This window comes from Pseudocalidococcus azoricus BACA0444, from assembly GCF_031729055.1.
GTDB lineage: Bacteria > Cyanobacteriota > Cyanobacteriia > Thermosynechococcales > Thermosynechococcaceae > Pseudocalidococcus > Pseudocalidococcus azoricus.
Window position 1 is genome coordinate 1 of the sequence record NZ_JAVMIP010000016.1, and the last position, 24,776, is coordinate 24,776.

The following is a 24,776-nucleotide window of genomic DNA, read 5'->3' on the forward strand; positions in this document are numbered from 1 at the left end:
TTTGACACAGCTTCAGAAAAAGTGTACCAACTTAGCGAGGAATATGCTGTATTGAGAATGCTCTAAAAATTTGATCGCACATTTGAGTAAACAGTTGGTGACTTGTTCATGATTGAGTTGCTGATTCCCCGTTCCTAACATCGGTAATGCAAGGGTTTTAATTTGAATATTGCGTAATTCTAAAATTGCCAGAACCGTGAATAAATTTTCAAAAACCTCTGCAACCGAAAAGCCTATGCCGATAAATTCCAAACATAAAACTCGCGCAAAAATCGGATGATCCAGGGCCTGGGACACCCAACAGCCAAAGGCCTGTTTTAATTGTAAGTAGGGGGTGCGAGCCAAGTGATCAACGTTGATATTCAGCTTGTCATAAAGCGCACCAATGACACTCCCGCTTGTCGGAGCATAACTGTTAGCAAAGGCTGAGACAACTAGTAAATCAATCGGCTCCCTTAAGGCGGTAATATCTCCTCGATAAAGCTCGAAACTGCGATAGCCCCACTTGGTTTCAACTTCAACGATGTTAAGTCGCTCTAAGGGCATTTGCCGTCCATTGTCTTAGACTCAAGCAGATCAAGCCCTAGCGGAACATACTACTGACCGAGCTATCTTCATGAACCCGCCAGATGGTTTCGCCGACAATACTGGCCACCGAGAGAACCCGTAATTGATCAAAATAGCTGGACTCAGGCACGGGAATGGTGTTGGTGACAATTACTTCTTCAAAAACACCACTGGAGAGACGCTCAATGGCTGGGGGGGAAAAAATGGCATGGGTGGCACAGGCATAGACCGCTTTGGCCCCAACTTTGCGTAATAGGCGCGCCCCCTCAACAATCGTTCCGGCCGTATCAATCATGTCATCCACCAAGACCGCTGTTTTCCCCGCCACATCCCCCACCACATTCATCACTTCCGCAACATTGTGGGCCTGGCGACGTTTATCAATAATGGCTAGGGGGGCATCATCGAGTTTATTGGCAAAGGCTCGGGCCCGCGCCACCCCACCCACATCCGGCGAGACTACGACTAAATCCGAGAAGTTTTTGCTACGGAGGTAATTTAATAGTACGGGTGAGCCATAGACATGATCCACGGGGATATCAAAATAGCCTTGAATTTGGGCCGAGTGCAGATCCATGGCTAAAACGCGACTGGCCCCGGCCTGGGTAATTAGGTTAGCAACCAGTTTGGCGGTAATAGATTCGCGGCCTGCGGTTTTGCGGTCGGCCCGAGCATAGCCATAGTAGGGAATTACTGCGGTAACTTGACGTGCTGAGGCCCGCCGACAGGCATCAATCATGATCAACAATTCCATCAAATGATCATTAACTGGCTGACAGGTGGGTTGAATCAGATAGACATCACAGCCTCGGATAGATTCTTGGATTTGGATGTAAAGCTCTCCATCCGCGAACCGCTTGCGTACCATCGGCCCGAGATCAATCCCAAGGTAGTGGGCAATTTCTTGAGCTAGGGGGGGATTAGCAGAACCAGCAAAGAGCTTAAGACGACTGTGGTCAGTTAAATAGGTGGTTGGGGCCGGCAAGGGCAGGGGAAGGGTTGCTGGGCGTATCACCACAAGTCCTCAAGAAAATGCCTCACCAGCAATCTTAGCATTCTCCTCTTGGCCTGGGAATAACAGCCATGCCATCACTGAATAATTCGGGCTAATGCTGTTAAGAGTTGTTGATTCTCAGCATGAGTGCGGACAGCTACACGAAAATACCCATTCCCTAATTCTGGAAAACTCAGACAATCTCGAATTAAAATTCGCGCCTTTTCTAACAGTTGGGTTTGCAGTGTCAGGACTGCGCCGGAGTAATGTACCAAGATAAAATTCGCCGCGCTGGGATAGGGAACCAGGCCTGGAATCAGTTTTAATCCTTGATAAAGACTCTCTCGGGCATCCGGTAACCAGGCCCAGGTTTGGGCTTGAAACAACTGATCTTCTAAGGCTACTTCGGCGGCAATCAGGGCCAAGCTATTCACTGTCCAGGGATCTCGCCAACGCTGCCATTGGGTTAACCGGGAGGGGTGGCCAACCGCATAGCCAATTCGCAGGCCAGGCAGGGCATAGAACTTCGTCAAAGAGCGCAAAACGACCAAATTGGGGAATTCTTGTACCCAAGGAATCAGACTTTGGCTGGCATCTGGGGGGCAGAAATCCATGAAGGCTTCATCCACCACCACCAGGCCCCAGGCCCGCTCTCGTAATAGTGCTAATAAGTCGGACTGCTGCCAAACTTGCCCGGTGGGATTATGGGGATTGTTCAGGATTAGCCCGGACAGGCCTGGGGGACATAAGGATGATAAAGATAGTTTTGGTGGCTGCCAACGTTGCCAAGGAATTGGATAAGATGCCACGCCAAAAGCCTCTAAGGCCCGGTAATAGTCGCCAAAGGCTGGGGTGAGCAGGCCAACGGGTTGAAACGGCTCTAAATCACGGGCCGCCCAAGTGAGCAGTTCCGCCGCCCCATTCCCGACTAAGAGCCAATCTGGATCCAGGTGATGAATATGGCTAAGGGCCTGGCGGAGTCTCAAGGAATCTGGATCCGGATAATGCTGAATCCTATCCAATGAATTTTGTAGGGCAACTCGCACCGAATCTGGCATCCCCAGGGGGTTAATACTGGCTGAAAAATCAAGAATCTCCGCTGCATCACAACCGGCTAAAGTTGCGGCCCAACGGAGATTTCCACCATGGCGCGGTGGTAAGTTCAAGGGAAAATTTATTTCTTTTTACCAGGAGTTGGAGCCGGAGGGGCAGGGGGAGAGACTTTTTCTTTGAACAATTTACCAGCCGAAAAAGCCGGAACTTTGGTGGCCGGAATTTCCATTTTTTCACCCGTTTTCGGATTGCGTCCTTCCCGTGCTTTGCGCTCCCGGGGTTCAAAGGCCCCAAAGCCAACTAGGGTTACTTTATCGCCATCGGCTACGGCATCCATAATCACATCAACCGCTGCTGAGATGACCACTTCCGCCTGTTTTTTGGTGACATTTGCCTTGTCTGCAACCGCATCAACTAACTCGGCCTTATTCATAGACTTCTCCAATTAAATGTTAAGGGGGTCTGAAGCAACTCTGGTCAGCCGTGGAACATTTTCGGGGCTGAATAATCCAATGCCTCATTCTAGAACAGAAAAATAGCATCTGGATCGGGAAAACCATTAACTTATATGGATTTCAGCCCTTTTTTATCCAGATTTTGCCCCCAAACCCGCATTCTTTCGTTACAAAGCCGCTTTAACGCCTATCAACTAAGGATTCTGGTAGGACAGAGAATATTCAAATTCCCCTATGTTCCCTGGATATAGATGGGTTTTACTGTTACCTGCTGGTGGATATTAATCAGGACGGAAACTTATTGATAGTAGAGAATATTTCCCCCTATACTCTTAAAAAGTGAGCCGGGGCCTGGAAAATCATTAAACTTTTTTCAGGATTACGGAGCATGAAATTATTTAAGATAAGTTAAAAGATCGAATCAGTTATTTTTGAAAGTCTAGTCTGGGAGAACGTTGCGCCAATGTTTAACTCGAGTGCGGTTACTGGAAATACAGGTTTCGGCAACCGGATATTCCGTTACGAAGTTGTCGGCCTCCGCCAAAGCAATGAAAGCGATAAATCCGATTATGCAATTCGGCGCAGTGGCAGTGTTTTTTATAACGTCCCCTATGCCCGCATGAATCAGTTCATGCAAGAAATCTCCCGCTTAGGGGGCAAGATCATCAGTATTCTGCCCATCACTGCGGAAACCGCTGCCCAGGCCAGTGTAATTCCCCCAACTCCCATCGTTGAAGCCGCCACCCCTGCCCCAGAACCTACGGCCAAAAAAGCAAAAGCGGATGTTCCCGTCAACACCTATCGCCCCAATAATCCGCTCATCAGCAAGGTTATCTCTAATGAAGAACTGGTGCGGGAAGGTGGAGAAGGGACGGTTAAACATATTGTTTTTGATCTCGAAGGCAGTGACCTCACCTATGTGGAAGGCCAAAGCATTGGGATTATCCCGGCCGGTACGGATGATAAAGGTAAACCCCACAAACTCCGCCTTTACTCCATTGCCTCCACTCGCCATGGGGATCGGGTAGATGATAAAACCATTTCCCTCTGTGTCCGCCAATTAGAGTACAAGAATAAGGAAACAGGCGAGAAGGTTTATGGGGTCTGTTCCTCCTACTTAAATCAACTCCAACCCGGGGATGAGGTGAAAATTACCGGCCCCGTGGGTAAAGAAATGCTCCTGCCCGATGATCCGACTGCGACGATCGTCATGATGGGAACTGGGACGGGAATTGCCCCATTCCGAGCTTATCTTTGGCGGATGTTCAAGGAAAATAACCCAGATTATCAATTCAAGGGCCTGGCCTGGCTCTTCTTTGGTGTCGCCTATACTCCCAACATCCTCTACAAAGAAGAATTAGAGGAAATTCAAGCGAAATACCCCGATAATTTCCGCCTCACCTATGCCATCAGCCGGGAACAGAAAACAGCGGATGGAGGCAAAATGTACATCCAAGGCCGGATTGCCGAACACGCTGACGAACTGTGGAATCTGATTCAACAGAAAAATACCCACGTCTATATGTGCGGTCTGAAGGGGATGGAACCCGGGATTGATGAGGCCATGACCCAAGCCGCCGCCAAAAATGGGGTGGACTGGACTGAGTTCTTAAAAGGTACTCTCAAAAAAGAAGGACGTTGGCACGTTGAAACCTACTAGGGCCTGGGACTCAAACTCAAGCTCGCCTTATTACTAACCCCGCAGTAATGGTGGGAGATTCTGAGATGTCATGGTCTCAGGGCTTTCCTACCATTTTTCTTGAAATCACAACCTAAAAACCTAAAAATATTGTTTTACAGATGATGAAGACCAGCCAAAATCTGCCATTTACCCCTAAGATAGAGCGTTATTAGGGGGGTGTTTATCTTGACACTGGGACAATTTTAAGTTTAAGTAACGATGAATTTGTTTACAGATCAAAGTTATACGCCACAACCAATCAGCAATGACGGTGGTAGGGAGCTAGGAATAATTCGTGGAAAATGCAGCCAAAATCAAAGTAATTGGAGTCGGTGGTGGTGGTGGAAATGCCGTAAACCGGATGATTAGTAGCCAGGTTGCCGGTGTTGAATTTTGGTCTGTTAATACCGATGCCCAGGCCCTGTCCCAATCCTTAGCCCATCAATGTTTACAACTGGGCAATAAGCTGACCCGTGGCCTGGGAGCCGGGGGTAATCCTTCCATCGGACAAAAAGCGGCTGAAGAATCTCGGGAAGACCTAGCCAATGCCCTCAAAGATGCCGATCTAATCTTTATTACCTGTGGCATGGGAGGGGGAACTGGAACTGGGGCCGCGCCAGTGGTGGCGGAAGTAGCCAAAGAACAAGGTGCCTTAACCGTAGCAGTAGTGACACGCCCTTTTACGTTTGAGGGTCGCCGCCGGGGTCAACAGGCTGAAGAAGGAATCGAAGCTCTCCAAAGTCGGGTTGACACCTTAATTGTCATTCCCAACGACAAGATTCTCTCAGTGATCTCGGAGCAAACCACCGTCCAAGAAGCGTTTCAAGTGGCCGATGATGTTTTACGTCAAGGGGTACAGGGTATTTCAGACATTATTAACCTGCCCGGCCTGATTAATGTGGACTTTGCTGATGTCCGGGCGGTGATGGCCGATGCGGGTTCCGCCATGATGGGCATTGGTGTTGCCTCGGGTAAGTCTCGGGCTAGGGAAGCTGCCATTACGGCCATTTCCTCGCCACTGCTGGAGTCCTCCATTGAAGGAGCTAGGGGGATTGTCCTCAATGTCCGGGGTGGGGTTGACTTGACACTCCATGAGGTCAATGCGGCAGCCGAGGTGATCTATGAAGTGGTGGATGTAGATGCCAATATTATCTTTGGGGCCGTTGTGGATGACTCCCTCCAAGGGGAAATTAAGGTGACGGTGATTGCCACGGGGTTTTCGGGGGGGATTGAGTCCAAAACCATCAATAAGCAAAAAAACATCCGCCCCATTTCCGCCACGGTGACTAACCCATCTCCCCCCAATATTTCGCTGTCAGCTACAGATGCCAACAAGCCTAAGCTAGACATTCCTGATTTCCTCCAAAAACGCCGTCCCCAGCCCTGAGGGCATAAATCCGGTAGTCTAGGAAATACCATGGATTTTTTCATGGCAACCGCTTGAGTTCACTACTGTTTGATTGGGTCACATCACCCATGCCTCTTTCTACATCTGTGTTGCAGGAACTCCTCCAGGCCCAGCCCCACTTGCGGCCGCAGATGTACTTCAAGTCCTCCTTGACAGCCCTCTCCCACGCGATGGAAGACCAGGTGTTGGCGGGGCAGGACGCGCCGGTGATCATTGCTAGCTTTCAACGAGAACGATTCTATCGCCAAGAAGCTCATCGGTATTTGCGCATTGCCAGTAAATCGGATCAAGTGTATGTCCTAGCCGCTCCGGAAACCGAGTTTACTAATTGTTCTGATCATTATGAAACTGTTGCCTTTGATCCTGCTGATGCCCTCAGTCAAGAATGGCATTTGGTGGCCCTGAGTCGGGATTATGCCGCCTGTTTAATTTGTCGAGAAATCCCTCTCTCGCCCCAGGCCCTCGCGGATACCCAGCAACTCCACCTCGACCAGGCCCGCCGCTTTGAAGGGATTTGGACTTTTGAACGTCAAACAACGGCGGTGGCGGCCCAAATTCTCTTAGAGCGGATCCAGCACTATTGCCCCCATCTGAAAAAGAAGCTGAAACAAGGGTTAGCACGGGTGGGAGAGCATCTGAGCCAAGGCAGCCATGGCAGCGATCCGGCTCCCTTTGCGGATCGGCTTGTGACCTATCTCCAGGCCGGGCAGTACAAACAGAATAAGGCCTATAAGCAAATTTCAATCCAAGAACGGAAAGAACGTCTAATTAACTCCATGACGGCGGCGATTCGTTGTTCTCTGGATCCAGAGCAGATCCTGACAGTGGCAGTGACGGAATTGGGCCAGGCCGTTGGCTGTCAACGCTGCTTAATTTACCGCTGTAAAGCCAGTGATTTAAGTACCCGTTTGCACCATGAATATACTCTCCCCGCCGCTAACTCCCTGCGCGCCCATACCTGGCCCCTGCAACAAAATCCCCTCTTTCAAACCTTAGTCAGTAGCCAGCGTCCTGTGACCGTGGAGTCCGTTCCTAGCGATACCCGTCTGCTAGAGCGTAGCCAATACCATGACCTGCTCCAAGCCCATCAGATTCAAGCCCTACTCTTAGCTCCAGTCCTGTACCAAGGGCGATTGTTGGGGGTGGTGGAATTACATCGGCAGGAGAGCGGGGCCTGGGCGGAAACAGATGTCGATTTGGTGGAAGCTATCGCAACCCAGGTGGGTGTGGCTCTGATTCAAGCGGAATCCTACGCCGACTTGGAAGACCTCAACAGCCAATTAGAAGCCCTTGACCGAACCCGCAGTAATTTAATTGCCATTACCGGCCATGAACTACGCACCCCCCTATCCACCATTCAAGTCTGCCTAGAAAGTTTGGCCAGTGAGCCGGATATGCCCCTGGAATTACGCCAGGTCATGCTCTCTACAGCCTTGAATGATGCAGAACGAATGCGGAAACTAATCCAGGATTTTCTTACCCTCTCCCAATTGGAAAGTGGCCGTGTTCAGTGGCATCCCGAGCCGATTCCGATGCAGGAAATTGTCGATTTGGCGTTGACCAGTTTACGCACCCCCAAAGAAGAACTCCCAGAGATTGTCACGGTCTTGCCGGAGGAGTTGCCCCTCGTCCGAGCCGATGGGGAATGGTTGGTGGAGGTGCTCTCGAAGCTTTTAGATAATGCCTGTAAATTTACAGCACAAACGGGGGAAATTCGGATTGCTGCCCAGCCCCAGGCCCCCGGAATGTTGGAAATTACGGTCACGGATACGGGTCGTGGGATTGAGCCGGATCGCTTGGAGGCAGTTTTTGATCGCTTTTATCAGGAGGAGGGAGCTTTAAGACGCTCAGCCGGGGGAACAGGCCTGGGTCTTGCGATTTGTCGGCAAGTGATTACGAACCTCGGCGGGACAATTTGGGCGGAATCAGCCGGACGGGATCAAGGGAGTTCCTTTCATTTCACCATTCCAATTGCTGACTTTACCAACACTTCAACCGCCTCTTAGGTTAGGTGCTTGTTCAAACCTCGACTAGACAGGGACTCCTCAGGATTGCCAGGAGGTGGCGATTCAGTCAATATGCCCGGAATCAGGCTGACTCAGTTGGTTGGGTAGCGTGGTGATGATCAACGTCAAATGTCAAATATCCTAATTCAGACTAAAACTCGGCACTACCTGGAAAGCGAGGAAAGGGAATCACATCCCGAATATTATCCATCCCGGTCATAAACTGCACCAGTCGCTCAAAGCCCAGGCCAAAGCCCGCGTGCGGCACAGTTCCATAGCGGCGTAAATCGAGATACCACCAATAGGTTTGTGGGTCTAACCCCTGGGCCTGGATGCGTTGGGTGAGAATGTCGAGTCGTTCTTCCCGTTGCGAACCACCAATAATCTCGCCAATCTTGGGGGCAAGAATATCCATCGCCCGCACGGTTTGCCCATCCTCACTGAGACGCATATAAAAGGCTTTAATTTTAGCGGGATAGTCCGTGACAATGACTGGCTTTTGGAAATAGTCCTCGGCTAAATATCGCTCATGTTCCGACTGTAAATCCAGGCCCCACGCCACTGGAAACTCAAAGGTACGGCTACTTTTTTCCAATAAGCTCACTGCTTCCGTATAGGTCACACGGGCAAACTCGTTGTGAATGATTTGATCGGCGGTGGCTAAGACAGTCTGGTCAATCCGGTCTTGGAAAAACTGCATATCCTCTGGGCAATGCTCAAGCAGATAGCGAAAAATAAACTTGAGGAAATCCTCGGCTAAGTCCATGTCCCCCTCCAGATCACAAAAGGCCATTTCCGGCTCCACCATCCAAAACTCGGCTAAATGGCGGGAGGTATTGGAGTTTTCTGCCCGAAAGGTTGGCCCAAAGGTATAGACATTGCTAAAGGCCATCGCCATAATTTCGGCCTCTAATTGCCCACTAACGGTGAGATAGGCTGGCCGTTCAAAGAAATCTTGACTGTAATCCACCTGCCCATTGGCTAGTTTCGGTAGGTTTTCCAAATTCAGGCTGGTGACTCCGAACATTTCCCCGGCCCCTTCACAATCACTGGCGGTAATGATCGGTGTATGTACCCAGAGAAACCCCCGCGCTTGGAAAAACTGATGAATCGCCGTTGCACAGGCATTCCTAACCCGAAACACGGCCCCCAAGGTATTGGTGCGGCCCCGTAAATGTCCCAACGTCCGTAAAAATTCAAAACTATGGCGTTTTTTCTGGAGGGGATAGGTAGTCGGATCTGCTTCACCCCACAGGGTCAGGGCCTTGGCCTGGAGTTCAATCCGTTGGTTTTTCCCTTGAGATGCCACCAATACACCCTCACAGGACACTGTTGCTCCCGTATTCACCTGTTTGATTAAAGCGTCATAGTTGGGAACAGTGGGAGTTAAAACTGCCTGTAGGCCAGCCAAGGAAGAGCCGTCATTGAGTTCTAGAAAGGCAAAGTCTTTTAACTCTCGCTTCGTCCGCACCCAACCCTTAACCGTCACCGCATCTCCAGGTTGGCCTGTGGCTAAAAGCTCTTTAATCCGAGACATAGGGCGTTGATATGATAAGGGCTATTCTCCAATTTTAGGCTATGAGGGCAATATTTTCTGGACAAGAGATTCTGTCAATATTCACCAACTCGTTCTCCGCGCAACGATACCCCTGGTCTTGATCCTGTGGAGAGGCTGTAAAAAAGTCGCCGCGAGCTTCTATGGGGTCTGGGTTGGGGAGTTTTCCAGGCCAGGTTGTGGTTGCTGAGATTGGATATAGAGTCCGATGCCAGTGCCGAGAGCTAACACAACTACAACAGTTGCCACAGTTCGCTGTAAACCTAGCCGTTGGGCCGGATCCAAGCCATGTTCGTGAACCGTTGCCTTCAAGGTATTGCTCTCTGGGGCAGCTTTTTCTGTCACCAACTGTCCGGTCGTTTCCCCAACCAGACTACCCGGCTCAGAATTTTTGTTCGGGCCGGCCACCAACGGCTGAAACTCAACATCCTTGGTGCGTTTATTTAGTTCTTGAGCCAGTTGTTCCCCGGAAAACTCTGTACCAACCAAGGTTTCTTTCGGACTAAGGGTTTGGGATTTGATGCTTTGGTAGGCGATGGATTCCAAATAGCTACTAAACTCGTTTTCAGCCATGGCCACCGTCAAATAAGCTGCCTTAATTTTCCGCCCAAATAGAATCGTATCCCCATGATTTAATTGCTCACTCAGGCAGCGTTTACCATTAATGAATGTGCCATTGGTGCTGGGCTTCCCATCGGCATTGCCATCCACTAGGCGATAACGATATTGATTCGTGCCAGGAACTGGAACCCGGAGCAAGATGGCATGTTGCCGGGATACGGTGTCAAAGTCTAAAACAATAGCATTGGTTAAATCTCGGCCCACGGAATAGGCAGCCGCTTCTAGGGCAATGGCCTGGCGACCTTGCAAACCATTAATAATGAGAACATGGCGTTCTTCTTGATCTTTATTCATTGATGCTTCTTCCCCGCAATGTCCAGGCCGGAATTTCTCAAGTCCCCTGGCGGCTAACCTCATTACCCCTACTCTCGGCTATGAAAATAGGGCATGGCGGTGATCTTGATCACTGAGTTAATAATTGTTGCCAGGTTTGGGAACAAATTGCCCCCCTAGACTGAACCTCAAGAAGGTGAATAAGCACAAAGAATTGCTATCAAACAGGGTACTTCAGGGTAGGATAACATTCAATAGTTTTCTGTTTGGCTGACTAGCCCCTGCCCTCCTAAGCCGACCTTGATGTTGCCAGTGGTCTTGCTCAATTCACCCTGTTAATTCCAGACTCATCAGGATCATCACTTTATCATCTCTGGTTGTGAAAACAGTCCTGTCTTCAGTCATCACAAAATAGCCCAGTGAGCTACCCCAATGTTTGGTAATGAACAACGAGCCTTTGCCCAACTCTCCCCTCGGGATCAGGCTGTTTTCAAGAAAATTAAATCCTATTCGCAATTAACTCTCAAGACAGAGCAGTTAGAGTTTTTTCTCGAGTTACTGCAAGTCGATCCCCATCAAGTTATTGTCAAATATCTCGCTCGGGAAGTAGATGCCCAAACTGCGTTTAATCTCACCCTTTGGATGATTGATCAGGAGATTGTTACCCTCGACTGGCTCTATGACATGATCTATCAAATTTCCACTCACCCCGTTGAAGTGAATTTGGATATTCGAGACCTTTATCCCAGTGGCAAACGAATGGAGTTGATGGATTTTTCCATGATTCTGGGGCAAACAGAACTGTTCTTAAAATCAATACGGTTTGAGGAATTAAATCTGAAAAAATTCATCCAAGGCCTGGAACCTTCGGTGGCAGTTAGTTTACAGACTTGGTTATTAAGTTATGGCAAAATTACTGCTGTTGAACTGACCTACTTGGGGGATATTCTCAGCCGGATGAAGCACAAGCAAACAGAAATGCCACCACCAGAGCCAGATCCCCTCATCGCCGCCGAAGCAGCGGTTCAGTCTGCCTTGGAACCGACCAATCCATTTCAAGAGAAAACCTTAGAGGATGTTTTTATTGAGTTAAACCTGCAACAAGGGGGCACTGAAACGGAAATTGTTCCCCGTGTTCTTGACCGAATTATTTTCCGGAAAATTCGAGATGTTGAAACGGGTAAAGATCGGGTCATTTATCGGCCAACGTTTCAAGTGATTCGCTATGTTTCTGACGGTACAAACCATCAAGAGCTACCGATGCCGGTCAAAAGTGCCAAGGCCTGGCCGCCGGGGATATATCTAATCCAGAACGATAAAGATTACATTCAACTCATGCGCTTACCAGGAAGTGATTTTTATGAAGTTTTTCCTGAAGGGCCAGATCCCTTTCTTCGGGCCATGACGATTGAACGCATGGTCAGAGAGGGACAAGGAAAGTAGGCTGCTCCAGACCTTTTGGCCTGTATGGACAATTTCAAGCCCTAGAATAGGAAAAGATTAATTTTTGTAATGACACTGAACTAAGACAGCTCTTTGTTTACATTTTGGAGATGGTTGTGACTATTAATTTGCCGGAGAATCAGTCCCCCGATAGCCTAGAGCCTGCTGTAGATCATCCCGCTTCCCAACCAACTTCCCAAGATAGTCCTCCCCCCCAAGATAGTTATGTCAAGCTGGCTATGCGGAATATGGTGAAAAAATCTGGAACCTCCCTGAAGCACTTTGCCCTAACAACCATTGGCTTATTGGGTGTTTTGATTGGCCTGGCCTATTTGACGCGCTAATGAATATCCGTTCAATTTCGCCACGGGTAGAACTCTATCTGCAAGTTGGGGACAGCCTCAATGTTGAGCCAGAAATTATTAACTCAGACCAATGGCAGGCCTGGTTTCAGGGATGGTCAGAGTTGTTGATGCCTGAGTCTGGAGAGTATGAGTTAACCCTGCGGCTCACGGATGATTCGGAAATTCAAGCCTTAAATAGCCAGTATCGCCAGATTGACCGACCCACTGATGTGTTGGCTTTTGCCGCCCTAGAAGCAGATTTTCCTGAACTGAATGATCCTACAGAACCGATCTATCTCGGAGATATTGTGATTTCCTTGGCCACTGCGACCCTGCAAGCCCAGGCCCAGGGACATGAATTATTAACCGAACTGGCCTGGTTAGCTGTGCACGGCTTTTTACACCTCCTGGGTTGGGATCATCCTGATGCAGACAGTTTGACCGCCATGATTAGCGAACAAAAAAAGTGTCTTGAGGGTATCGGCTTAGGGTTGGGGCCTGGTTCAGAGTTTTGAAATTTAACCCATAAAAAATAGCCACTCCCGTAAGAATGACTATTGCCAAGATAATTTAGTTCAGTTTGCCCGTAACCCGAACCTGACTTAAGGAACCCAGGCCCTGGAGTCAAGCCATCTTACTTTTTGGTAATCCGAGGGGGTTCCCGGAAGAAAATTGCAAAGAAGAACAAGCCAATGATGCAGGCAAAAATAAAGACGTAAGCAATGCTTTCCATAGTTAAACTCGCTGGTGAGGATTAAATAGGTTCTTTGCGGCGGGTGCTGACATCTCCCAGTTTTTGGTAGAAGCCCCATTCCACTTGTTCGGCAGAGAGTTCTGGATCAATCCCGGAGAAGACATCCCGGAACAATGTCCTTGCCCCGTGCCAAATGTGACCAAAGAAGAAGAGCAACGCAAAAACCGCATGACCAAAGGTAAACCAACCCCGCGGACTGGTGCGGAAAATCCCATCAGAGTTGAGGGTTTCTTGGTCAAATTCAAAGGCCTCACCCAACTGGGCCCGGCGGGCGGCTTTTTTCACCGTGTTGGCATCACTGAAGGTTTGCCCGCTCAAGGCACCACCGTAGTAGCTAACCGTGACACCTTGCTGCTCAAAGCTGTATTTAGACTCAGCCCGGCGGAAAGGAATGTCCGCTTTAACTACGCCATCTTTATCGGTCAAAATCACCGGGAAGTTTTCAAAGAAGTTGGGCATCCGGCGGACATAGAGTTCTTCACCCGCTTTATTCCGAAATACAGGATGGCCGTCCCAACCCCTGGCAATGCCATCACCACTATTCATGGCTCCAACCCGGAACAGACCCCCTTTGGCAGGGTTATTACCGATGTAGTCATAGAAGGCTAACTTCTCAGGAATAGCAGACCAGGCCTGGGCTTCCGTTGCCCCATTGGCTAAAGAAGTTTGCACCCGACGGTTAATTTCCTGTTGAAAGTAAGAGCTATCCCACTGGTAGCGAGTCGGCCCAAACAGTTCAATCGGCGTTGCAGCACTGCCGTACCACATGGTTCCTGCGACGACAAAAGCCGCAAAGAAGACCGCGGCAATACTACTCGAGAGAACGGTTTCAATATTCCCCATCCGCAAGGCTTTGTAGAGGCGTTGGGGCGGGCGGACAATCAAGTGGAATAACCCAGCAATAATCCCGACAATCCCGGCGGCAATATGGTGGGCAACAATTCCCCCTGGATTAAAGGGGTTAAAGCCTTCAGGCCCCCAGGCCGGGGCAACGGGTTGAATACTGCCGGTTAAACCGTAGGGATCCGAGACCCACATCCCAGGCCCGAACAACCCTGTTAAATGAAAAGCACCAAAGCTGAAACAGAGTAAACCAGACAAAAACAAGTGAATCCCAAACATTTTGGGCAAGTCGAGGGCTGGCTCTCCCGTGCGAGGGTCGCGGAAGAGTTCCAAATCCCAATAGACCCAGTGCCAACAAGCCGCCAAGAACAGCAAGCCGGAAAGGACGATATGGGCAATCGCAACCCCTTCATAGCTCCAGAAGCCAGGGTTAAGGCCGGTTTCGCCCGTAATACTCCAACCTGCCCAAGATCCAGACACACCCAAGCGAGTCATGAAGGGCAGCACAAACATCCCTTGCCGCCACATGGGGTTGAGGATAGGATCACTTGGATCAAAAATGGCTAATTCGTATAAAGCCATCGAGCCGGCCCAACCTGCAACGAGGGCTGTATGCATCAGGTGGGTGGCAATTAACCGGCCTGGATCATTGATCAGCACCGTATGAACGCGATACCAGGGTAGTCCCATTGACTACAGGCCTCCTATACAAAACTTAAGGGTTTGCATGATGAATTTTTATTATCTACCAGCAATTTTGAGCAATCAAGACTCATTCGGGACTGCTATCACAGGTCAGACGCAACAGGCCGGGCCGGAGCTATCCAATCCACTCATCGCTCTTGAAACAAGAGGTACGGGGAACTGTGCATTTGCTCTAACGCTGAGTTAGCTGTCAACCTAACCGCAATATAGCCAATACCCAAGGAGTTTTCTGCCAGAATGAGAATGTATAAAGAAGTGTAACTAGCATTAGACCCTATGGCAAGTACGATTGAGGATGTCCGTGTGACCAATATTACGTTTGTTAAAGAAGGCAAAGAAGTTGTCGCCGCTACTGGGGCAAATCTGCGTTTACGAGCCTTAGAAGCGGGGATCGATCTTTATACTTTGAAAGGTAAGTTAATGAATTGTAATGGTTATGGACAATGTGGGACTTGCATTGTGGAAATTGTCGAGGGCATGGAAAATCTCTCGGAGCGCACTCCGGTGGAAACCCGCAAGCTCAAGAAAAAACCGGAGTCTTTTCGTCTAGCTTGTCAAACTAAAGTGAATGGCCCCGTGACTGTCAAAACCAAGCCCTAGAAGTGTTACCGTATTTAGCAAGGTCTGGGTTGATGCCTAGTGTTTTCTGAAAATAAAATTCTCAGGGAGGTTTTTAACGATGGAAGTTAATGATTTAGGCCTGGTTGCAACTGCCTTGTTCGTCCTCGTGCCAACAGTGTTTTTGATTATCCTTTTTGTGCAAACCGAGGCCCAGCAAAAAAACTAGCGATTTTTCGCAGTCCAGAATTTTAGCCTGTAATCACTTACTGACGGTAGATCTGGGTTCAAGGCTCTGGGCAGTTCACAAAAATAAACGTAACACTAAATTTCCTTTGCTTTCGGGGTGATCAATCCTGTACATTACCAAAGCGAGGGAATGTTTTTTAGTCAGTTTCCTAGAGGTACCAAACCCTATTCTCTTTACAATTACTTATTGGGCTTTGGGCGGGTAAACTCAGACATTGAGGTGAAGGATTTTACTGGCACACCCTTCAAGGCTTGGGACATAAACTCCCGCCAAATCGGAGCCATCATCCCCCCGCCTGTCGCTCCCTTACCCAAGGGCGCATAGTTATCGTTGCCGGCCCAGACTGCGGTGGCTAACTGTGGAACATATCCGACAAACCAAATATCCCGTTCAGAAGAGGTTGTTCCGGTTTTACCAGCTGCTGGCCGGCCAATCGCTGCCCCTGTCCCTGTTCCGCTGGTAATGACGCTTTGCATGGCACTGTTGAGGGCGGCAGCGGCCCAAGGGTCAAGGACTAATTTGGGCCGGGGGGTATTGTCCAAGAGGAGATGGCCAGTATTGTCGGTAATTTGGACAATGGACGTGGTTTCTGACTGCCAGCCGTTATTGGCAAAGGTGGCATAGGCACTGGTAATTTCTAGGGGGGTTAAGTCCACCGCCCCAAGGGGTAAGGAAATCACGGGGAGCATCGGGCTTTTAATTCCCAGAATTCGACAGGTTTCAATCACCTTATTGATTCCCACCTGTTGCCCTAAAACCACCGCTGGAATGTTGCGCGAGGAGGCCAGTGCGGCGCGAATGGACATGGAACCAGAAAAACTCCGATCATAATTTTGGGGGCTATAAACCTCCCCACTATCCCGATAGGTGACTGGAGAATCGGTTATGGAAGAGTCTGGGGTATAGCGACCGCTGGCAAAGGCCTGGTAATAGACAAAGGGCTTAAAGGCAGACCCCGGTTGGCGCATGGCCTGGGTAGCCCGATTAAACTGACTTTTCTGATAATCTACACCACCAACAACTGCCTTAATGTAGTGAGTGCGAGGATCAACCGCCACTAAAGCCATTTGCTCAGCCCGAACTCCGGCTAGGCGTTTAGCAGCATTTTTAACCACTTTTTCGGCAATTTCTTGGGTTTTGAGATCGAAAGTGGTTTGGACGCGCATACCCCCCTTGATCACCGCTTCCCGGCCAAACCGTTGGCTTAATTCCTGCATCACTGTGTCGGTAATGTAGGGGCTGCGACTGCCGCTAAAGGAGGTAATTTCCCCAAGCTTAATCTCTTGTTGCCGGGCAGTGGCCGCTTCTTGAGCCGTAATCCAGCCCAGTTCCTGCATCCGCTCGAGTACCAGGCCTTGGCGTTGTTTGGCAGTTTGAAAATCCACAAAAGGACTAAAGGCTTCGGGGGCCTGGATAATCCCCGCCATCATCGCCGCTTCGGCCAGGGTTAAGTCAGAGGCGGGTTTATTGAAATAGCTCCGGGCGGCGGTTTGTACCCCATAGGTGTTGTGGCCCCAATAGACTTGGTTCAGGTACATCTCCAGAATTTGCTGCTTATCAAATATTTGCTCAAGGCGCAGGGCCAAGACCGCTTCTGAAACTTTCCGTCCGAGGGCTCGCTCTGGGGTTAAGAACAGGTTTTTTACTAACTGCATGGTTAGGGTTGATCCCCCTTCCATGGTTCGCCCAGCGGTTAAGTTCGTCACCAAGGCCCGCCCAATCCCAACCGGGTTAATGCCATGATGTTGATAGAAATGACTGTCCTCAAAAGCAATCACAGCCCGAATCAGATGGGGCGAAATGGCATTCAGGGGGACTACTTCGCGATTTTCTTCATCATGGAGACTCAGGAGTAATGTCCCATTAACATCGTAAATGTGGGTTGTTTCACTGGGAATATAGCCCCGCAGACTCCGCACATCAGGCAAGTTCCGAAAACTAATGGCCAGGCCGAGTAAACCTCCAGCTACCACTGCGCTACCGACCATCGCCACCAGTAATGCGGTTTGGCCTGCCACCTGGAGAACAGAGTGGGAAAACCCGCGCAGGGCAGGACTGGTTTGGCTTTTGGGACTGATGGTATTGGTTGGCACGTTGACTGACCCAATCAAAGATAATCTAGAAGGTCGGGATAAGGAATAGCTGGGGCGTTCCAGGCCGGTCGGAGCGTGTCACTTTATCCGGTTGGTGATTCCGCCTACTCTGGTAGCATAACATTTGCGATTTATTCCCTTAATTGCCCCTCACTTACTGAAATTACTGCTTTGGGAGCGGATAAAACTCCTTGTCCTATTGCTATTGTATTTCCTACTTGTGTGATGACTCATGCTTAATCTAGCCAGGCCTGATGTGTTAAGTCGCTTACAACGGGGAGTGAGTGAGGTTTTCCCCCATAATCCAGATGCTAAAAAATCCGATGAAAACCTTTGGCAATGGGTACAGGAGATTAATCGCCCCCTCCGGGTTAAATTGGGGATTGATCCGACTGGGGCAGAAGTTCATTTGGGCCACAGTATTGTGTTGCGTAAACTGCGGGCGTTTCAGGATGCGGGTCACACGGCCGTCTTGATTATGGGAAATTTTACGGCTCAGATTGGGGATCCAACGGGTAAGTCGGAGGTGCGTCCCCAATTGTCAGCAGAGCAAGTTGCCGCTAATGTAGCCAGTTATTTGGATCAAGTCCGGCCCATTTTGGATTTTGCCACCCCTGGCCGGTTGGAGATTTGCTACAACGCGACTTGGCTTGAATCCCTCAACCTGAGCAAAATTGGTCAGCTTTTAGCCACGATGACGGTGGGGCAGATGTTAGCGAAGGAAGGATTTGCCGAACGATATCACCAAGGACAGCCTGTCTATCTCCATGAGTTTCTTTATCCATTGATGCAGGGCTATGACTCGGTGGCGATTCAGAGTGATCTGGAACTGGGGGGGACGGATCAAAAGTTTAATATTGCCGTGGGCCGAGACCTCCAACGTCATTTTCAATTGCCGCCGCAGTTTGGCCTGTTGATGCCGATTTTGCCAGGTACGGATGGGGTACAGAAAATGTCAAAGTCCCTGGGGAACTATGTGGGCCTGGGGGAAGATGCAATTTCCATGTACTCCAAGCTAGAAAAAGTCCCCGATGCGGTGATTGATCAATATTTTGAACTGCTGACCAATCTCCCCCTAGAGCAACTCCCCGCAGATCCACGTCAAAAACAAAAATTACTGGCCAAGGAAGTTGTGACTCAGTACCACGGAGAAGAGATTGCCCATCAGACCCAGGCCGAGCTAGAGGCGATTGTCCTCTCTGGAGTAAGTCAAAATAGTGAGTTAATTCCTGAGTTTTCCTTAGGAGCAATTAGCTTACCGGTCAAGTTCTTTTATATCCTCGGTCTAACCCCAATTTGCACGAACAGTAGTGAAGCTCGCCGCCAAATTCAAGGGGGAGGTGTTCGCTTAGACGGAGAGAAGATCACCAATGTGGATTGGCAGATCCAGGCCATTGAGGACCTACTGGGCAAAGTTGTGCAAGTGGGCAAGAAAAAGTTTATCCGGTTTACTCCCTAATCTCCCAGACTTTGACAAACCAGGCCCGATTGGCCATTGTCCAGTTGCAGTAAATGCGGTCTCAACCGTGCCAACGCCTCAGTTTCATGTTTGACGAATTGCCAAAACCACGGTAACTTGATGTGGAAAGTCGGATTTAAGGGTTAAGCATTGGAGTCATGGGCATTCAAATTGAAAACGTCTCCAAGCAGTTTGGGAGTTTCCAGGCTGTGCAGCAGGTGGACTTAACCATTGGTAGTGGTTCACTGGTAGCGTTGTTGGGACCGTCGGGGTCGGGTAAATCCACGCTGTTGCGCTTGATTGCCGGCCTAGAAACGCCTGATACGGGGCGAATTTTACTGACGGGTAAGGACGCGACTCATCAAAGTGTCCAGGATCGCAATATCGGCTTTGTCTTCCAGCATTATGCCCTCTTTAAGCACATGAATGTCCGTAAAAATATTGCTTTTGGCCTGGAACTACGCAAAACCCCCAAGGCGAAAATTGATGCCCGTGTGGATGAGTTATTGGAATTAGTCCAACTGGGAGGCCTGGGGAATCGCTATCCGTCCCAACTTTCCGGGGGGCAACGGCAGCGGGTGGCTTTGGCTAGGGCCTTGGCGGTGGAGCCAGAAGTATTGCTTTTAGATGAACCCTTTGGGGCTTTGGATGCCAAGGTGCGGAAAGACCTCCGGGCCTGGTTACGGCGGTTACACGATGAAGTCCATGTCACCACAGTATTTGTTACCCATGACCAAGAAGAGGCGATGGAAGTGGCGGATGAAATTGTGGTCATGAATCAGGGCAAGGTGGAGCAAGTGGGGTCGCCGGCGGAAATTTACGACAACCCAACCAGTCCCTTTGTGATGAGTTTTATTGGCCCGGTCAATGTCCTATCCAGTTCCTCAGGAATATTTAAGCACCAGGCCGAGGCTCCTCAATGTGATATTTTCCTCCGCCCCCATGACATTCTCATTTCCACCTCCCCCAATGGGGTCACGGCTCCAGCGCGGGTTAGTCGAATTATTCATCTGGGATGGGAAATTCAGGTGGAGTTAACGTTGGATGATGGCCAGGTGTTGACCGCCCATTTATCTCGGGAAAACTATGATCAACTGCAACTGAAACCCCAGCAAAAGGTTCACGTCTCCCCGAAAGAGTCTAAGGCGTTTCCGCTCTATTACTCCATTTAGATTTCCCTAGACCTAGGCTCGACCATCTAAGGACAAATTAGACCGCTGGAAACTCGGCCTGGAGTGCATCGTCATAATCATCAGCCAGGGTGGCCACAATGGTAATTCCCCGGGCAATTTCTCCTGGGCCAATTTCAGCCAACGTCCGACTGGTGAGAATCATCACTTGGTGCTCGAAAATGGCAAAGCGGGCCTCCAGGGTCGTTAACCAGTTGAGTTCTAAGAGTTTTGCGTACAGGCCAGTAGGATTAGCGACCGGTAAATTCAGCACAGGCGACCAAGTCGTGATGGTACTGTCGGCCCCAGTCCCCGTGAGTTGGACAAACACAGTCGCGCTACCGTAGGTAAATTTCCAAATCGAACTGTCGTCTGAGTGATTAACAAGGGGATTGCCCGATTGATCCAGGCCAGAAATCACGGTTTCGATAATTTCAAGCGGATTTAAGCCCAACTCTAGACTAGCCTCAGAGTCAGGAGCTAAAGTCGGGGCTATGGGGTCTAAGGTCATAGGAGAGCGTTATCCAAAGTCATCATTCACTAGCTTATCGGGGCCTGGAGAATCCCCTCTCAAGATTTTGAAAAAGTTCAGATTTGCTGAGAGATCTCCGCGCCGTTGAATTTAGCCAAATGGAAAAATAAGCACTAGAGTAGAGGTCGGAAGACGCGATCAGAATCATAAATTCCAGTTGAAACCCTAGATAAATACTATGTTGGCCTGTGTTTGGAGTGCATCACTGTTGGGAATTGAAGCCTTGCGGGTCGGGGTCGAGGTGGATGTTTCCGGGGGATTACCGGGGATTGTGGTGGTTGGTTTACCGGATGCGGCCGTGCAGGAAGCTAGAGAACGGGTCAAGGCGGCAATTCGGAATGCCGGGTTTGCTTTTCCGATGCGGCGAATTGTCGTCAACTTAAGCCCAGCCGATTTAAAAAAAGAAGGGCCCAGTTTTGATTTGCCGATTAGTATTGGAATTTTGGCAGCGGCGCAACAGGTGAGTGGGGAGTTATTGGGGGATCATCTGTTTCTGGGGGAGCTATCTCTGGATGGGGCATTACGGCCAGTTGCAGGGGTTTTACCCATTGCGGCCACGGCACAACAGTTGGGAATTAGGGGTTTGATTCTTCCGGCGGCGAATGTCAACGAGGCTTCAGTCGTGGCGGGCTTAAAAGTCTATGGCTTTAATCATCTGAGTGAAGTTGCCAATTTTCTCAATGATCCGAGTCAATACCAGGCCCCGTTGTTCACCCATCCAGCCGAAGCTCCCAGCCAACTGATTCCCACCAGTCATTTAGATTTACAGGATGTCAAAGGCCAAAGCCATGCCCGCAGAGCTTTAGAAATCGCCGCGGCGGGAGGTCATAATCTTGTCTTTGTCGGACCACCAGGGAGTGGGAAAACCATGTTGGCGAGACGTTTGCCGGGAATTTTACCCCCCTTGAGTTTTGAGGAAGCCTTAGAAGTCACCAAAATCTACTCGGTTGCTGGCCTGATTAAAGAACGGGGCACATTGATTAAAGATCGGCCCTTTCGTAGTCCCCATCATTCCGCCTCTGGCCCAGCCCTAGTGGGGGGAGGGAGCTATCCCAGGCCTGGGGAAATTTCCTTAGCCCATCAGGGGATTTTATTTCTCGATGAATTGACGGAATTTAAGCGCGATGTCTTGGAATTTTTGCGTCAACCCCTCGAAGATGGAGCCGTGACCATTTCCCGCACTCGCCAATCCGTATCCTTTCCGGCCCAATTTACCCTAGTAGCTAGCACTAATCCCTGCCCCTGTGGCTATTTTGGGGATCCAGTCCAGGCCTGTACCTGTTCACCCCGACAACGGGAGCAATATTGGGCCAAGTTATCGGGGCCGTTGATGGATCGGATTGATTTGCAAGTCACCGTCAGCCGCCTGAAACCAGAAGAAATTACCCGTCAATCTGGGGGAGAAGCTTCAACCCATATCCGCCAACGGGTCGAAACAGCCCGCCAAGTGGCCCAGGCCCGGTTTGAGCAAGATAAGAAAGTTCGCTGTAATGCCCAAATGCAGAGCCGCCACTTACGGAAATGGTGCCAGTTGGATGAGGCATCTCGGAATTTACTAGAAGCAGCGATTCGGAAACTTGGATTATCTGCTCGGGGAACCGACCGGATTTTGAAAGTCGCCCGGACAATTGCTGACTTAGCCGGCAGTGATCTGATTCAACCGAGCCATGTGGCTGAAGCAATTCAATACCGTACAATCGATCGAGTTCAATAATGTATTAGATTATAAAAAATAAATTCAAGCATCCTAAATTTACTATGACAGGCTTATTTTGATTTCTCTGCATAGTATCAATGCTTGTTTCAACTTGCGGCTAAATCCTGAGGATATCTAAAGCCCATCTATTCTCTATCGCTGGATATCACCTTGCAACGTCATCTTGACAGGTCTTAATAAATTCAAATAATTCATTGATTGTCTGTTTCTAGCTGATTTCCATCATTCTCTATTTATAAACGGATTGTTTTCATCTTAAATGCATTGACTCATCACTTAATTGAGATATGCGCTTAACTTTGGCATTACTTATGCTTAACCTTAGCTTGTTAAGTTTTAATCGAAAATGAAAGGCTATTAATGCGAATCGCTCTGTTGATCAAATTAAATTTTGGGGGATGGGACAGTGTTAGAGTTGCAGGAACAGGCTGAAAATTCTGATTTCTCTGGCGAATTATTTACAACTGACCCTGCTCTATCCCTCCTGACAACATGCACAAGTCAACTCAGCGCCGAAGTAACCTGTCGTGAGATGTTGGATTATTTCCAGGCCCGCCCCGAGTTACCCGGCATCATTGTTCTAGAGGTTGATCAACCGATTGGAATTATTCCCAGGAATAAACTATTTGCAAAACTAATCAAGCCCTATTGGCGGGATATGTTTAATAAACGATCTGTTAAAGCCTTGCTAGAAGATGAAGATTTTAATAACAAGCCAACTATTCTTCCCCATACTAGTTTGTTATCAGAAGTAATTGCGGCGGCTCTTTCTCGTCCATTGCATTGTCAACTCGATCCGATTATTTTGGCTGATAATAAAGATTATTTATTACTCGATTGTCAATCTTTTTTGTTGACGCAGTCCCATATCTTCCAAACATTCCATACTCACATGGGTCATCTCCGGCAAGAAAACATTCACTTAACCAGTCAATTAACTGAAAGCTTGGAAAAATTTCAGGCCCTGCAAACGCAATTAGAACACCAGGAATCGACAGATCGTTATCGTCAACAAATTTTGGAACATCAAAACCGTGAATTACGCAGTCAAGTAAATGATATTCGTAATCAATACAATCAACTATTGAGTGTTGTCCAGAAAGTGTCACAGCAGAGTCAAATCGCCCTGCAAGTCACAACAGTCTCTGCCAACAATCTCAGCCAAGAACTCAATCAGGTGTTTCGCTTTAATGGCACATTGGAACAAGAACTGATCATTATGGAAAAAGCATCATCTGAAATTGAATATATTAGCCGCCAAGTTAAACATTTAGCATTGCAGGCCAGTTTAATTATTGCCCGATCCGGGGGACAGTTTAATTCCTTTAGTTTTATTACATCTGAAATCAATAAGTTGGGTGACCAGTGCTTTGACGCTAACAAACAATTGTCTGGCCTGGCGAATCGGTTACGGCAACGTCTTCCAGAATTAGCCCAAGCGGTACAAGTTGGAGATGGAACCACACGAGATTTAGTCAATCAAATAAAGCCAATGAAGGCTATCTTACAGGAACTTGCTCTTGCGACTCAACAACTGGAAATAACATCCGTTAACTAGGACTATTCACTAGGGGAAGGGGAAGCAGTCAGGTTTTGCCAATTGCCCAGACAATTGCTGATTTAGCTAGGAGTGGTGTTAATCAACCGAGCCATGGGACTGAAGGGATTCAATGTCGAACGAACGATAAACTATTGATCGATTTTAGTAATATCCATGCCAAAATTACTATTTCCTTGCCAAGTCAAATAGCTTAATCAAGGATTGGAAAAAACTACAATTTTGATTGCTATAGTTTGGTTCCTTCTCTTTGAGAGCTTCATTACTGACCTTAACTAAATCCTTAAGAGAGTTATTTTCTAGCCATTTTCCAAGCTTTACATCCAAATAGTCAGGAGGAGGATGACCACCATAATTTTTAGGTGACCATCGAATGAAATCTTCAAACATTTCTAAAGGAAGAAGGACGGTACTAATTTCACCACCATTCTCAGCTAGAAAAATTGTTTGATACTTAAAGGAATAACCAGACCAACGTATTGTATCTAATCTATTATTAGTCATTAGAGATAGATTATCTAAGACACAATTGTGTACTGGGTCGGGGTTTTTATTTCGATGTGCTAACCACCAATAAACATTATGGCGAACAAACAAATACCCTCCGTTATCTTCACAGATTTCTACTTCTACGTCATTAACGACTGGGAAATATCGCTTCTGAATTATTTTTATATTGGTAACGTCAGTTAAATTACTGGAATGGTCAGGCATTATCTTAGTCATCAGTATTCCTCA

Annotated in this window: 23 protein-coding genes; 12 read left to right on the forward strand and 11 right to left on the reverse strand. The window is 48.6% G+C overall.

Features of this window, described 5'->3' with window-relative positions; all coding sequences use genetic code 11:
• Positions 1 to 12 precede the first annotated feature (12 nt).
• The 4 genes from RIF25_RS13020 to RIF25_RS13035 form a co-directional block, all read right to left on the reverse strand.
• Positions 13 to 546, reverse strand: coding sequence for a macro domain-containing protein (locus RIF25_RS13020; protein ID WP_322878970.1), 534 nt, complete (start codon positions 544 to 546; stop codon positions 13 to 15).
• Between the two features lie 37 nt (positions 547 to 583).
• Complete coding sequence (locus RIF25_RS13025) at positions 584 to 1,582, reverse strand: ribose-phosphate pyrophosphokinase (protein WP_322878971.1); 999 nt, start codon at positions 1,580 to 1,582, stop codon at positions 584 to 586.
• Between the two features lie 74 nt (positions 1,583 to 1,656).
• Positions 1,657 to 2,727 (reverse strand): threonine-phosphate decarboxylase CobD, encoded by a 1,071-nt coding sequence (cobD, locus tag RIF25_RS13030; protein ID WP_322878972.1) that lies wholly within the window; start codon positions 2,725 to 2,727, stop codon positions 1,657 to 1,659.
• An 8-nt stretch (positions 2,728 to 2,735) separates the two neighbouring features.
• Positions 2,736 to 3,047: an HU family DNA-binding protein gene (locus RIF25_RS13035; protein WP_015125674.1), complete on the reverse strand. Its 312-nt coding sequence runs from the start codon at positions 3,045 to 3,047 to the stop codon at positions 2,736 to 2,738.
• A gap of 485 nt (positions 3,048 to 3,532) precedes the next feature.
• Between RIF25_RS13035 and petH the strand changes: the two genes are divergently transcribed.
• From petH to RIF25_RS13050, 3 genes are all read left to right on the forward strand, one after another.
• Positions 3,533 to 4,729, forward strand: a complete 1,197-nt coding sequence (gene petH, locus RIF25_RS13040) for a ferredoxin--NADP reductase (protein ID WP_322878973.1) — start codon at positions 3,533 to 3,535, stop codon at positions 4,727 to 4,729.
• 316 nt (positions 4,730 to 5,045) lie between these two features.
• On the forward strand, positions 5,046 to 6,137 hold the full coding sequence (gene ftsZ / locus RIF25_RS13045) for a cell division protein FtsZ (RefSeq protein ID WP_322878974.1): 1,092 nt from the start codon (positions 5,046 to 5,048) through the stop codon (positions 6,135 to 6,137).
• Between the two features lie 89 nt (positions 6,138 to 6,226).
• Complete coding sequence (locus RIF25_RS13050) at positions 6,227 to 8,164, forward strand: DICT sensory domain-containing protein (protein ID WP_322878975.1); 1,938 nt, start codon at positions 6,227 to 6,229, stop codon at positions 8,162 to 8,164.
• A gap of 151 nt (positions 8,165 to 8,315) precedes the next feature.
• Here RIF25_RS13050 and asnS read toward each other — a convergent pair whose 3' ends face one another.
• Both asnS and RIF25_RS13060 read right to left on the reverse strand, forming a co-directional pair.
• Complete coding sequence (gene asnS / locus RIF25_RS13055) at positions 8,316 to 9,701, reverse strand: asparagine--tRNA ligase (RefSeq protein WP_322878976.1); 1,386 nt, start codon at positions 9,699 to 9,701, stop codon at positions 8,316 to 8,318.
• Between the two features lie 159 nt (positions 9,702 to 9,860).
• A complete protein-coding gene (locus RIF25_RS13060; RefSeq protein ID WP_322878977.1) occupies positions 9,861 to 10,634 on the reverse strand; it encodes an FHA domain-containing protein in 774 nt (257 codons plus the stop codon).
• A 411-nt stretch (positions 10,635 to 11,045) separates the two neighbouring features.
• Between RIF25_RS13060 and RIF25_RS13065 the strand changes: the two genes are divergently transcribed.
• The 3 genes from RIF25_RS13065 (at position 11,046) to ybeY (ending at position 12,915) form a co-directional block, all read left to right on the forward strand.
• Positions 11,046 to 12,056, forward strand: a complete 1,011-nt coding sequence (locus tag RIF25_RS13065) for a hypothetical protein (RefSeq protein ID WP_322878978.1) — start codon at positions 11,046 to 11,048, stop codon at positions 12,054 to 12,056.
• A gap of 116 nt (positions 12,057 to 12,172) precedes the next feature.
• Complete coding sequence (locus RIF25_RS13070) at positions 12,173 to 12,400, forward strand: DUF3285 domain-containing protein (RefSeq protein WP_322878979.1); 228 nt, start codon at positions 12,173 to 12,175, stop codon at positions 12,398 to 12,400.
• Positions 12,400 to 12,915, forward strand: a complete 516-nt coding sequence (gene ybeY / locus RIF25_RS13075) for an rRNA maturation RNase YbeY (protein WP_322878980.1) — start codon at positions 12,400 to 12,402, stop codon at positions 12,913 to 12,915. The genes RIF25_RS13070 and ybeY overlap by 1 nt, the downstream gene beginning before the upstream one ends.
• Positions 12,916 to 13,034: 119 nt before the next feature.
• Here the strand turns inward: ybeY and RIF25_RS13080 are convergent, their stop codons facing one another.
• Together RIF25_RS13080 and psbB are read right to left on the reverse strand one after the other, a co-directional pair.
• Positions 13,035 to 13,133, reverse strand: coding sequence for a photosystem II reaction center protein T (locus RIF25_RS13080; RefSeq protein WP_015125665.1), 99 nt, complete (start codon positions 13,131 to 13,133; stop codon positions 13,035 to 13,037).
• Positions 13,134 to 13,154: 21 nt separating this feature from the next.
• The gene (psbB, locus tag RIF25_RS13085; RefSeq protein WP_015125664.1) at positions 13,155 to 14,687 is read right to left on the reverse strand and encodes a photosystem II chlorophyll-binding protein CP47; all 1,533 of its coding nucleotides are present in this window, start codon (positions 14,685 to 14,687) and stop codon (positions 13,155 to 13,157) included.
• A gap of 318 nt (positions 14,688 to 15,005) precedes the next feature.
• Between psbB and RIF25_RS13090 the strand changes: the two genes are divergently transcribed.
• Together RIF25_RS13090 and psbM are read left to right on the forward strand one after the other, a co-directional pair.
• Positions 15,006 to 15,302: a 2Fe-2S iron-sulfur cluster-binding protein gene (locus RIF25_RS13090; protein ID WP_407682420.1), complete on the forward strand. Its 297-nt coding sequence runs from the start codon at positions 15,006 to 15,008 to the stop codon at positions 15,300 to 15,302.
• A 79-nt stretch (positions 15,303 to 15,381) separates the two neighbouring features.
• On the forward strand, positions 15,382 to 15,489 hold the full coding sequence (psbM, locus tag RIF25_RS13095) for a photosystem II reaction center protein PsbM (protein ID WP_015125662.1): 108 nt from the start codon (positions 15,382 to 15,384) through the stop codon (positions 15,487 to 15,489).
• Positions 15,490 to 15,689: 200 nt separating this feature from the next.
• Here the strand turns inward: psbM and RIF25_RS13100 are convergent, their stop codons facing one another.
• Positions 15,690 to 17,603, reverse strand: a complete 1,914-nt coding sequence (locus RIF25_RS13100; protein ID WP_322878982.1) for a transglycosylase domain-containing protein — start codon at positions 17,601 to 17,603, stop codon at positions 15,690 to 15,692.
• A 232-nt stretch (positions 17,604 to 17,835) separates the two neighbouring features.
• Between RIF25_RS13100 and tyrS the strand changes: the two genes are divergently transcribed.
• Together tyrS and RIF25_RS13110 are read left to right on the forward strand one after the other, a co-directional pair.
• Positions 17,836 to 19,062, forward strand: coding sequence for a tyrosine--tRNA ligase (gene tyrS / locus RIF25_RS13105; RefSeq protein ID WP_322878983.1), 1,227 nt, complete (start codon positions 17,836 to 17,838; stop codon positions 19,060 to 19,062).
• A 158-nt stretch (positions 19,063 to 19,220) separates the two neighbouring features.
• Positions 19,221 to 20,234 (forward strand): sulfate/molybdate ABC transporter ATP-binding protein, encoded by a 1,014-nt coding sequence (locus tag RIF25_RS13110; RefSeq protein ID WP_322878984.1) that lies wholly within the window; start codon positions 19,221 to 19,223, stop codon positions 20,232 to 20,234.
• Between the two features lie 37 nt (positions 20,235 to 20,271).
• Here the strand turns inward: RIF25_RS13110 and RIF25_RS13115 are convergent, their stop codons facing one another.
• The gene (locus tag RIF25_RS13115; protein ID WP_322878985.1) at positions 20,272 to 20,742 is read right to left on the reverse strand and encodes a YbjN domain-containing protein; all 471 of its coding nucleotides are present in this window, start codon (positions 20,740 to 20,742) and stop codon (positions 20,272 to 20,274) included.
• Between the two features lie 199 nt (positions 20,743 to 20,941).
• Between RIF25_RS13115 and RIF25_RS13120 the strand changes: the two genes are divergently transcribed.
• Together RIF25_RS13120 and RIF25_RS13125 are read left to right on the forward strand one after the other, a co-directional pair.
• Positions 20,942 to 22,477, forward strand: a complete 1,536-nt coding sequence (locus RIF25_RS13120; protein WP_322878986.1) for a YifB family Mg chelatase-like AAA ATPase — start codon at positions 20,942 to 20,944, stop codon at positions 22,475 to 22,477.
• Between the two features lie 409 nt (positions 22,478 to 22,886).
• Positions 22,887 to 24,038: a hypothetical protein gene (locus RIF25_RS13125; protein WP_322878987.1), complete on the forward strand. Its 1,152-nt coding sequence runs from the start codon at positions 22,887 to 22,889 to the stop codon at positions 24,036 to 24,038.
• A 168-nt stretch (positions 24,039 to 24,206) separates the two neighbouring features.
• Here the strand turns inward: RIF25_RS13125 and RIF25_RS13130 are convergent, their stop codons facing one another.
• Complete coding sequence (locus RIF25_RS13130; RefSeq protein WP_322878988.1) at positions 24,207 to 24,752, reverse strand: hypothetical protein; 546 nt, start codon at positions 24,750 to 24,752, stop codon at positions 24,207 to 24,209.
• Positions 24,753 to 24,776 lie beyond the last annotated feature (24 nt).